The 9,649-nt window shown below is 31.1% G+C and carries 9 protein-coding genes; all 9 read left to right on the forward strand.

The features are described 5' to 3' along the window. Positions 1 to 82: 82 nt before the first annotated feature. The 9 genes from L21TH_RS13630 (at position 83) to L21TH_RS14140 (ending at position 9,572) form a co-directional block, all read left to right on the forward strand. Positions 83 to 1,411 carry a sugar ABC transporter substrate-binding protein gene (locus L21TH_RS13630; RefSeq protein WP_006305931.1) on the forward strand — a complete coding sequence of 443 codons (1,329 nt, stop codon included), beginning with the start codon at positions 83 to 85 and terminating at the stop codon, positions 1,409 to 1,411. 75 nt (positions 1,412 to 1,486) lie between these two features. Then, positions 1,487 to 2,416: a carbohydrate ABC transporter permease gene (locus L21TH_RS00505; RefSeq protein WP_006305933.1), complete on the forward strand. Its 930-nt coding sequence runs from the start codon at positions 1,487 to 1,489 to the stop codon at positions 2,414 to 2,416. Between the two features lie 17 nt (positions 2,417 to 2,433). Then, positions 2,434 to 3,255, forward strand: coding sequence for a carbohydrate ABC transporter permease (locus L21TH_RS00510; RefSeq protein WP_006305934.1), 822 nt, complete (start codon positions 2,434 to 2,436; stop codon positions 3,253 to 3,255). Between the two features lie 18 nt (positions 3,256 to 3,273). Beyond that, complete coding sequence (locus tag L21TH_RS00515) at positions 3,274 to 4,617, forward strand: glycosyltransferase family 4 protein (protein WP_006305936.1); 1,344 nt, start codon at positions 3,274 to 3,276, stop codon at positions 4,615 to 4,617. 26 nt (positions 4,618 to 4,643) lie between these two features. Next, positions 4,644 to 5,801, forward strand: a complete 1,158-nt coding sequence (locus tag L21TH_RS00520) for a glycerate kinase (RefSeq protein WP_006305938.1) — start codon at positions 4,644 to 4,646, stop codon at positions 5,799 to 5,801. A 1-nt stretch (position 5,802) separates the two neighbouring features. After that, positions 5,803 to 7,563: an alpha-amylase family glycosyl hydrolase gene (locus L21TH_RS00525; protein WP_006305944.1), complete on the forward strand. Its 1,761-nt coding sequence runs from the start codon at positions 5,803 to 5,805 to the stop codon at positions 7,561 to 7,563. Between the two features lie 90 nt (positions 7,564 to 7,653). Then, positions 7,654 to 8,016, forward strand: a complete 363-nt coding sequence (locus tag L21TH_RS00530) for a VOC family protein (RefSeq protein WP_006305949.1) — start codon at positions 7,654 to 7,656, stop codon at positions 8,014 to 8,016. Between the two features lie 26 nt (positions 8,017 to 8,042). Then, on the forward strand, positions 8,043 to 8,588 hold the full coding sequence (locus L21TH_RS00535) for an HD domain-containing protein (protein ID WP_006305950.1): 546 nt from the start codon (positions 8,043 to 8,045) through the stop codon (positions 8,586 to 8,588). Between the two features lie 78 nt (positions 8,589 to 8,666). Then, positions 8,667 to 9,572: a hypothetical protein gene (locus L21TH_RS14140; RefSeq protein WP_006305952.1), complete on the forward strand. Its 906-nt coding sequence runs from the start codon at positions 8,667 to 8,669 to the stop codon at positions 9,570 to 9,572. Positions 9,573 to 9,649 lie beyond the last annotated feature (77 nt).

Consider the following 9,649-nt stretch of genomic DNA (forward strand, 5'->3'; position numbering starts at 1 on the left):
TATATTATTTAAATTTCAATATTTGAGTGTCAATTTTGCTCTAAACTTTTGACACTACGATAAGAAATAGGGAGGTAATATTATGAAAAAGGTAGTAGCTTCATTATTAGTATTAGTAATGATTTTCACTTTAGTAGGGTGTGGAAATCAAGATGTAGAAAAAAGTGAAGGTAAACAAATTAGTGAAGACAAACCTGTTGAAATTAAAATGCAAATTGTTTGGTCTGAAGATTCTGGAAGAGGAATGGCTATAAGGGAAATTCTAGATGAGTTTGAAAAAGAAAATCCAAACATTAAAGTTAAATTATTAGGTGGAAGTCAAGAAGAGCAGAAGCTTTTAACAATGATTTTAAGTGGACAAGCTCCAGAAGTAATTCAAGTACCTTATAGATATGTACAAGCTCTTGGAGGAGAAGGAGCATTTGTAGATTTAACAGAGAGATTTGCAGATAAGAAAGATAATTTTTATGAGAAACTTTGGAACTTAGCTGTAGTCGATGAGCAATTATATGGTTATCCTTGGATGGGACATACAATACAACTAGTATATAATAAAACTTTATTTGAAGAAGCAGGTATAACTGCACCTCCAAAAAACTGGGATGAGTTATATGAATATGCTAAGAAATTAACAGTTGATAAAGATGGAGATGGAAAAATAGACCAATATGGTATAGGTCTTGTTGGAAAACAACATCATGATATAACTTGGTTATTTAATATGTTTGTAAATCAAGCTGGTGCAGATATAGTTAAAAAGGAAAATGGAGAATACAAAGTAGGATTAAATTCACCAGAGGGTAAAAAAGCTCTAGAATTTTATACAAAACTTATAAAAGAATGTGCTCCACCAGATACAGGCAATAAAACTGGAGGAGATGTAATGGCTGATTTTAGAAATCAAGTTGTAGCGATGGAATTCCAAGGACCTTGGGGTATAACAGATATTTGGAAGAATGGGAATCCATTTGAAGTGTCAGCAGCACCAGTACCAGCTGGACCTGCAGGAAGAGCAGCAGACATTGGACCATACATGTTAACTGTTCCTGTAGGAGTAGAGGGTGAGAAATTAGAAGCTAGTATGAAATTAATAGAGTTCTTAGGTAGTAAAAAAGGACAAGAAATGTTAATGAAAGGTGAAAAAGCTGACGATGGAAATTACTATCCATTTAGAGTACCTATAAGAAAAGATATGGCTGATACAGAATACTTTAAGAAGCATCCTGAGTTTTTAGTATTCATAGAAGGATTAGAGTATCCAAGTATATCTACACCAATAAAAGAATGGGTAAAAGTTGAAGAACAAGTTTATAGAAGTGAGTTAAATAAAGCTGTAATTGGTGAGATTAGTGTTGAAGAAGCTCTTGAAAACATTGAAAAATTAGGAAATGAGATATTACAAAATCAATAAAATAGAATAAAAGAGGCACAATTTCTGTGTCTCTTTTATTCTTGATAAACACTATCTAGTGAAAGGAAGTTAGCTATGGAAAAGATGTTGAGTAAGACAAGGTTTAAACAAATTATTAAAAAGAATGACTGGTCAGCTTACTTTTTTATTTTGCCTGCAATGATTATAGTGTTCATGTTTATATTATATCCTGCTGTTTGGTCGTTAATATCTAGTTTCAAGGAAGTTAAGCCTTTGATGCTTAGAAATAGTGGACTTTTCCAAGTACCAGGGAAATGGATTGGGTTAAAAAACTATATTCTAACCTTTAAAGATAAATTGTTTTTAAAGAGTGTGCTAAATACTTTATATTTTAGTGTAATATTTATACCTTTAACTATGTTATGTTCAGTTACATTAGCAGTTTTACTTGATAGAAAGCTTAAAGGAATAGGCTTTATGAGAACTGTATTCTTTTTACCTTATGTTGTATCAATTATAAGTGCCAGTTTAATTTTTATGATGTTATTCAATGGAGATAAAGGAATGATAAATGGAGTTCTGAATCTATTAAATATAGATGGACCTAATTGGCTATCAGATAGTAAGTTAGCTATGCCGGTAATAGCAATAATGTCATCATGGAGAAGAATAGGATATTTTATGCTAATCTATCTTGCAGGACTTCAAAATATACCAGGCAGTTTGTATGAAGCAGCTGACATAGATGGTGCATCGTGGTTCCAGCAATTCAGAATGATAACGTGGCCTTTACTTAGAAGAATAACAATGGTTGTTTTTATTTTATTACTTATAAACTGTTTTAACGTATTTCAGGAGATATTTGTGATGACTGGCGGGGGGCCTGGAGACTCAACAACTACTATTCCATTCCTTATTTATAATGAAGCTTTTAAATTCTATCACATAGGTAAAGCATCTGCCATGTCATACATATTGTTCGTAGTAGTAGTAATTATTAGCTTAACTCAAAATAAATTAAATTCTAAGAAATTAGATTATTAGAGGTAGGTGTTTAGTATATGAGGAAAAAAAGGGACTTAATTATAAAGGTAGTTCTTTATGCTTTAACTATTTTATTTTTAATACCAATATATTGGCTAATTGTATCAAGTTTAAAAACAGATTCTGAGATTACAAGATTTCCCCCTACTTTTTGGCCTGAAATAATGAATATTAAAAACTTTCCTTATGTTTGGAAATATTTACATTTCACAAAAACATTTATGAACTCTATTATTGTATCTATTTCAACTACTATACTAATAGTTATTTTTTCAACTATGGCAGGTTATGCTTTTGCTAAAAAGGAGTTTGTTGGAAGAAAGTTTTTAATGACTGTACTAATTGGAACAATGACAATTCCAGCTACAGTACTTTTACTTCCTTTATTCTTTATTATAACTAAGCTTGGTATGTACGATAAACTTATAAGCTTGATATTTCCATTTGGTGTAACAGTATTTGGAATATTTTTTATGAAACAGTATATAGAAGATATTCCGGATGCATTAATAGAGGCAGCTAGAATTGATGGTTGTGGGGAGTTTAGAATATTTTTTACTATTATATTACCATTATTAAAACCAGCTATAACTTCCCTTACAATAATTGAATTTGTTAACAACTGGAACTCATTTACTATGCCTTTAGTTCTTTTAAAGACACCAGAAAAATTTACTTTACCGTTAAGATTAGGAATGCTTGCAAAGGAAACAGTTGCAGTGCCATGGTCTCAGATAATGGCGGCTAATGTATTAACTGTAATACCAGTAGTTATAGTGTTTTTATTACTACAAAAATATTTCATCAAAGGAATTATGTCAGGTTCAGTAAAAGGCTAGAGATAAGGAGGCAAAAATATGAACATAGCATTATGTCACTTTAGAGTAGGAGAAACAGACGGTGTATCATTAGAAATGGAAAAGTGGAAAAAAGTACTAGAAAAAATGGGTCATAATGTATACCTTGTAGCAGGTAGCTTGGGTACTACAGATGGATACGTTATTCCAGAGCTTCATTATAGACACGAAGTAAATGATAAATTTGTTAGAAACGCTTATCATGAGTTAACAGATTATAAAAATGAAGAAGAATTTAAGAAGGAAGTATTAGAATTTGCAGGGAAAATAGAAGAGGGATTAACTAGATTTGTTAAGGAATATAATATAGATGTTTTAGTACCTAACAATATTTGGTCTCTTGGATGGGGGTTACCTGCAGCTATAGCTTTTGATAATGTATCAGAAAAATTAGGGATAAAATGCGTTGCACATCATCATGATTTTTATTGGGAGAGAGAAAAATATTCAAGTCCGACTTGTAACTTTGTAAACGAAATATTAGATAATCATTTTCCACCACAACATGACTTGGTAAAACATGTTGTTATTAATAAAATAGCTCAAGATGAGATGAAAAGAAGAAAGTCATTGGATACTACTATAGTACCTAATGTATTTGATTTTAATGCTACTGTATGGGATAAAGACGACTATAATAAAGGTTTCAGAGAAAGAATTGGATTAAAAGAAAATGATATTATGATTCTTCAAGCTACAAGAATAGCAGAAAGAAAAGCTATAGAGCTTGCAATAGATTTAGTTGGAGAGCTTATAAAAGACGAAAATATAAAAGAACTTTGCAATAATTTATTATATGATGGTAGAAAATTTGATGCTGACAGCAGAATAGTATTAGTATTTGCTGGACTTCCAGAATCAGAAGGAAAATATATAGAACTACTTAAGAAAAGAGCAGAAGAAAAGAATGTTGAGTTATTGTTTATAAACGACATCATTGAACATTCAAGATGTGAATTAGAGGGTAAGAAGTGCTATTCATTATGGGATGCATATGTGTTTGCTGATTTAATAACATACCCAAGTATACTAGAAGGATGGGGTAATCAGTTTTTAGAGGGGCTATTTGCTAAAAAGCCTATGGTTGTATATGAATATCCAGTTTATAAGACAGATATAAAAGAAAAAGGCTTTAATATTGTGTCATTAGGAGATACACATGTTGTAGATGAAGATGGTCTTGTTAAAGTTGACGAAGCTATAATTAAAAAAGCAGCTAAGGAGTGTATTAAGCTACTTACAGATAAAGAATATAGAAATAATGTTGTTGAGGAAAATTTTGATTTAGGAAAAAAATACTTTTCATATGAAAGTCTTGAAAAAATATTATCTGGGTTATTTTAAGCTATATAAATTGAGGAGAGATAAAGGTGAAAATTGTTATTGCTCCAGATTCATTTAAAGGTAGTTTGACTGCTTTAGAAGTAGCTGAAAGTATTGAAAAGGGAATAAAAAATGTATGTAAAGATGCTGAAATAGTAAAGGTTCCTATGGCAGATGGAGGAGAAGGGACTGTAAAATCTTTAGTAGATGCTACAAAAGGTGAAATTGTTACTGAATGTGTAACTGGTCCGTTAGGACAAAAGATAGAAGCTTTTTATGGAATATTGGGAGATAGAAAAACTGCAGTTATAGAGATGGCTGCAGCTTCAGGACTCCCTTTAGTACCAGTGAATAAGAGAAATCCTATGCTAACAACTACCTATGGTACTGGAGAACTTATTAAAGCAGCTTTAGATAAAGGATGTAGGAAGTTTATCATAGGTATAGGTGGAAGTGCAACAAATGATGGTGGTGCCGGTATGGCACAGGCATTAGGAGTAAGGCTATTAGACAAAGAAGGTAAAGAGATATCCTTTGGGGGAGGAGAACTTATTAACCTTCATAAAATAGATGTTACCAATATGGATAAAAGATTAAAGGAAAGTACATTTATTGTTGCATGTGATGTTGATAATCCACTTTGTGGACCCAATGGTGCATCTTATATTTATGGGCCACAAAAAGGTGCTACTAAAGAGATGGTAGTAAGATTAGATAATAGTTTAAAACACTTTGCCCAAATAGTTAAGAAAGACTTAGATAAAAAAGTAGAGAATATAAAAGGAGCAGGAGCAGCAGGTGGTCTAGGAGCAGGATTAGTAGCTTTTTTAGATGCAACATTAAGCCCTGGAATTGATATAGTGATTGAAGCTACAAAACTGAAAGAGAAGATAAAAGACGCTGATTTGGTGATTACTGGAGAAGGTAAAATAGATAGTCAAACAATCAATGGAAAAACTCCTATAGGAGTAGCTAAAATTGCAAAGAAGTTTCATATACCTGTAATTGCTATAGCAGGTTGTATATCAGACGATGCTGAAATAAATCATGAATATGGTATAGATACAATGTTTTCTATAATAAATTATCCTATAACAGTTGATGAAGCGTTAAAAAAAGAAAAAGCTAGTTTTTTCATAAAGAGAAAAATTGAAGAGATATTTAGGTTAATAAAATTACGAATTAACATAGAGAGGAAGGGTTAGAGTGGCATTAGTAAATATTACAAAAAATATGGAAAATAGAATTGTAGACAAGTTAAGATTTTTATATGGAGAAGAAAAATGCGAACACATATATGATGAAATTGAAAAGTTAATTAATAAGTTTATAAGGCAATACAAATATGAAAAAACCGATAAAGAATGGGTAGATGAAAAGGATGTTTACCTAATAACTTATGGAGATAATATTAGGAAAGAGGGAAAAACTCCATTAAAAACATTACATAAATTTTTAAAGGACAATTTAAAAGGAATCATAACTAATGTTCATATCTTACCTTTTTATCCTTATTCTTCTGACGATGGATTTTCTGTTATAGATTATTGTGAAGTTAACCCAGACTTAGGTAATTGGGATGATATACAGGAGATGTCAAAGGATTTTCAATTAATGTTTGACGCTGTTATTAACCATATTTCAGCAAAAAGTAATTGGTTCCAAGGATATTTAAAAGGTGAAGAAGAATATAAGGATTTCTTTATAGAAACAGAACCGTGTCCAGAGTTATCAAAGGTAACTAGACCGAGAGCTCTTCCACTACTTACTGAATTTGAGACAGCTGATGGTGTGAAAAAAGTATGGACTACTTTTAGTGCAGACCAGATAGATTTAAACTTCAAAAATGAAAAGGTATTATTAAAGATAATAGAAGTACTATTATTCTATGTAGCAATGGGAGCTAGAACTATAAGATTAGATGCGATAGGTTACCTTTGGAAGAAAATAGGTACAAGTTGTATTCATTTAGATGAAACTCATAAAGCTATACAATTATTCAGAGATATTCTTAATATAGTTGCTCCTGAAACTATATTAATAACTGAAACTAATGTACCACATAAGGACAATATAAGTTACTTTGGAGATGGCTACAATGAAGCACAGATGGTATATCAGTTTCCACTACCACCATTAGTATTAAATGCATATCAAACGGGAAATGCTTCCCACTTACTAAAGTGGGCTGATTCATTAGAACAAATATCAGAAAGAACAACATTCTTTAACTTTTTAGCATCCCATGATGGTATAGGAGTTATGCCTGCTAAAGGGATACTAAGTGATGAAGAGATAGAAGATATGGTTAAAAGAGCTAAAGAATACGGAGGATATGTTTCTTATAAAGATAATGGTGATGGAACAAAGAGTCCATATGAGTTAAATATAAATTACTTTGATGCTTTATCACATCCAAAAGATGATGAAGATATTAAAATAAAAAGATTTATCGGTTCACAAGCTATATTACTATCGTTAATTGGAGTGCCTGCGGTCTATGTACACAGCTTACTTGGCTCGAGAAATTACAACAGAGGTGTAGAAGAAAGCGGAATATTTAGAAGAATAAATCGTGAGAAACTATCAAAGGAAACACTTGAAAGTGAATTGGCAAATGAAAATTCATTAAGAAATAAAATATTTACAAAATATTGTGACCTTATAAAAATACGTAAAGGTCAAAAGGCTTTTCATCCAAATGCTGAGCAAAAAGTTGTATTCCTTAACGATTCAGTATTTTCATTTATCCGTACTTCATTAGATAAAGAAGAAAGGATATTAACACTATTTAATGTATCAAATACAGAACAGCAGATAAGCATTAATCTTAATGATTGTATAGATAATGAAGTATCTATATTAACTGATTTAGTATCTGATAAAGAATATAAGGCAAATGAAGGTATAGTTAATATTGTTCTTAAACCTTACGAGTTTATGTGGTTAAAGAATAAAAACAAATAAAACATATCTAATACGGGAGGAAACTCCCGTATTTTTATTGAATATTAATTTTATAAAGGAGCTAAAATAATGTGTTAGGGGGGAATTTTGATGGAGAACAAATGGGATGGATTAATAACTTTCTTTGGTACAAAGGATTTAGAAGTAACTCATAAATTTTATAATAAACTTTTGGGGTTACCTCTATATAAAGACCAAGGAGAATGTCGTATATACAGTGTTCCAGGGGGAGGCAAGATAGGATTTTGTACTCATTTATCAGTAGTTATTGGAGATAAAAGCCCTATCATTACCCTACTAGCTAAGGACGTAGATAACATATATGCTAGAATAGTAGAATCCGGTTTTAGTATACCAAAATTACCAGAAGAAAATAAAAAGTTTAACATTTATCATTTCTTTGTTAACGACCCAAACGGATATACAGTTGAAATACAGAAATTTTTAGATTAATGGAAATAACTTTGAGGAGTGGGATTATGATTAATTTAGCTATTGAAGTAGCTGCCAAGGCCCATAAAGGTCAAACTAGAAAGGGTACTGATATACCATATATTACCCATCCATATACTGTAGGTATGATGCTTTTACAAGAAGGTTGCTCTGAAGAGCTTGTAATTGCTGGGATTTTACATGATACAGTTGAAGATACATATATAACCTTAGATTATATTCGTGAAATGTTTGGAAAAAAGGTTGCTGATATAGTAGAAGGATGTTCTGAGCCTGATAAATCTCTACCATGGGAGGATAGAAAAGAGCATACTATAGAGTATCTCAAAACTGCTCCATTGGACATTCGTATTGTAACATTAGCAGATAAATTACATAATATTAGGTCAACAATAAAAGAGTATGAAAAAGTAGGGGAAGAAGTTTGGAATAGATTTAGAAGAGGGAAAGAAAAGCAATCTTGGTATTACTATGGTTTGATAGATGTTTTATGTAATAGAGAAGATATACCTAATCATATTAACTTGTTTAATGAGTTCGAGAAAGAAGTAAAAAAGTTATTTGAATTTTAACATTTTACAATGTTAAAAAACTAAGATTCGGTTAAAAATATCACCTCTAGGATATACTAACCTAGAGGTGATATTTTTATGAAATGGGATAATTTTAAAAAATTAAATCTATATATAATCATATCATTTGTTTTAATTTTAGCTATTTCAGTTGGTTGTACTAAAAAGCAGGAGAAACCGAAAGCACCTAAAGTGAATGAAAAGACTAAGGCTTTGACTGCTATGGATGAAAAAGTAGATGAAATAATAAAAGATATTGAAAAGATACAAGAAGAAATGAAAAAACCAGAAAAACCAAAGGAAGAAGAAGAGGAAAAAGAAGAAAAAGGAAAAGAAGACGAGGAAAAAAAGAATGGTGAGGACATGGAAAGTATGGCCGAAGATGAGGTAGAAGAAGTTAGTAACATGGAAGAAGGAGAGGGAAAAAAGAAAGAGGAAAAGAATAAAGAAGATATAATAACAGAGGAATGGGAAAAAACTAATAGCAAGATAGAGTCTTTGCACTCAAACTGGAATAGTTATGAGCCTATGGCAATGGAAGACGGAGTTAATGCTGAAGATATTGAAGGATTTGAAAAAGCTTTAAACGGACTCACAATTGCAGGTGAGAAAAAGAACGATATAGATAGTTTGATGCAGGCCAATCAAATGACTTATTACATAGGTAACTTTTTTAGTTTTTATGAGAATAAGGGAGAAAGTGAAATGATAAAAATAAAGTACCATGTTAGACAAAGTCATTTGATGGGAACAGTAAATAGCTGGGATGAAGCTGAATCAAATATTAAAGAAGCAAAACCAATGGTAAATATACTCAAACAGAGACTAGAATTAGATAAAAAAGGTGAAGAGACTTTTAAGAAGCTTAGAACATCAATAGATGATATGGAAGGAGTTATTAAAGAAAAAGACGCTGAGTTACTTAAGATTAAAAGGGATATAGTTATGCAAAATTTAGAAAAAGTAAAAGAAGCAGCTAAGTAAGTGGGAGTCCATCCCACTTTTTTTATTGTATAAGAAAGTATATTTATTATATAGCTTGTAATTAAGTTAAATACAGG

Source organism: Caldisalinibacter kiritimatiensis (assembly GCF_000387765.1).
In the GTDB taxonomy this organism is placed as follows: domain Bacteria; phylum Bacillota; class Clostridia; order Tissierellales; family Caldisalinibacteraceae; genus Caldisalinibacter; species Caldisalinibacter kiritimatiensis.

What these genes read in the sequence shown, in the direction of transcription:
- L21TH_RS00535 (WP_006305950.1), top strand. Translation starts at nt 8,043, where the DNA reads ATGATTAATTTAGCTATTGAAGTAGCTGCCAAGGCCCATAAAGGTCAA.
- L21TH_RS00505 (WP_006305933.1), top strand. Translation starts at nt 1,487, where the DNA reads ATGGAAAAGATGTTGAGTAAGACAAGGTTTAAACAAATTATTAAAAAG.
- L21TH_RS00515 (WP_006305936.1), top strand. Translation starts at nt 3,274, where the DNA reads ATGAACATAGCATTATGTCACTTTAGAGTAGGAGAAACAGACGGTGTA.
- L21TH_RS13630 (WP_006305931.1), top strand. Translation starts at nt 83, where the DNA reads ATGAAAAAGGTAGTAGCTTCATTATTAGTATTAGTAATGATTTTCACT.
- L21TH_RS00530 (WP_006305949.1), top strand. Translation starts at nt 7,654, where the DNA reads ATGGAGAACAAATGGGATGGATTAATAACTTTCTTTGGTACAAAGGAT.
- L21TH_RS14140 (WP_006305952.1), top strand. Translation starts at nt 8,667, where the DNA reads ATGAAATGGGATAATTTTAAAAAATTAAATCTATATATAATCATATCA.
- L21TH_RS00510 (WP_006305934.1), top strand. Translation starts at nt 2,434, where the DNA reads ATGAGGAAAAAAAGGGACTTAATTATAAAGGTAGTTCTTTATGCTTTA.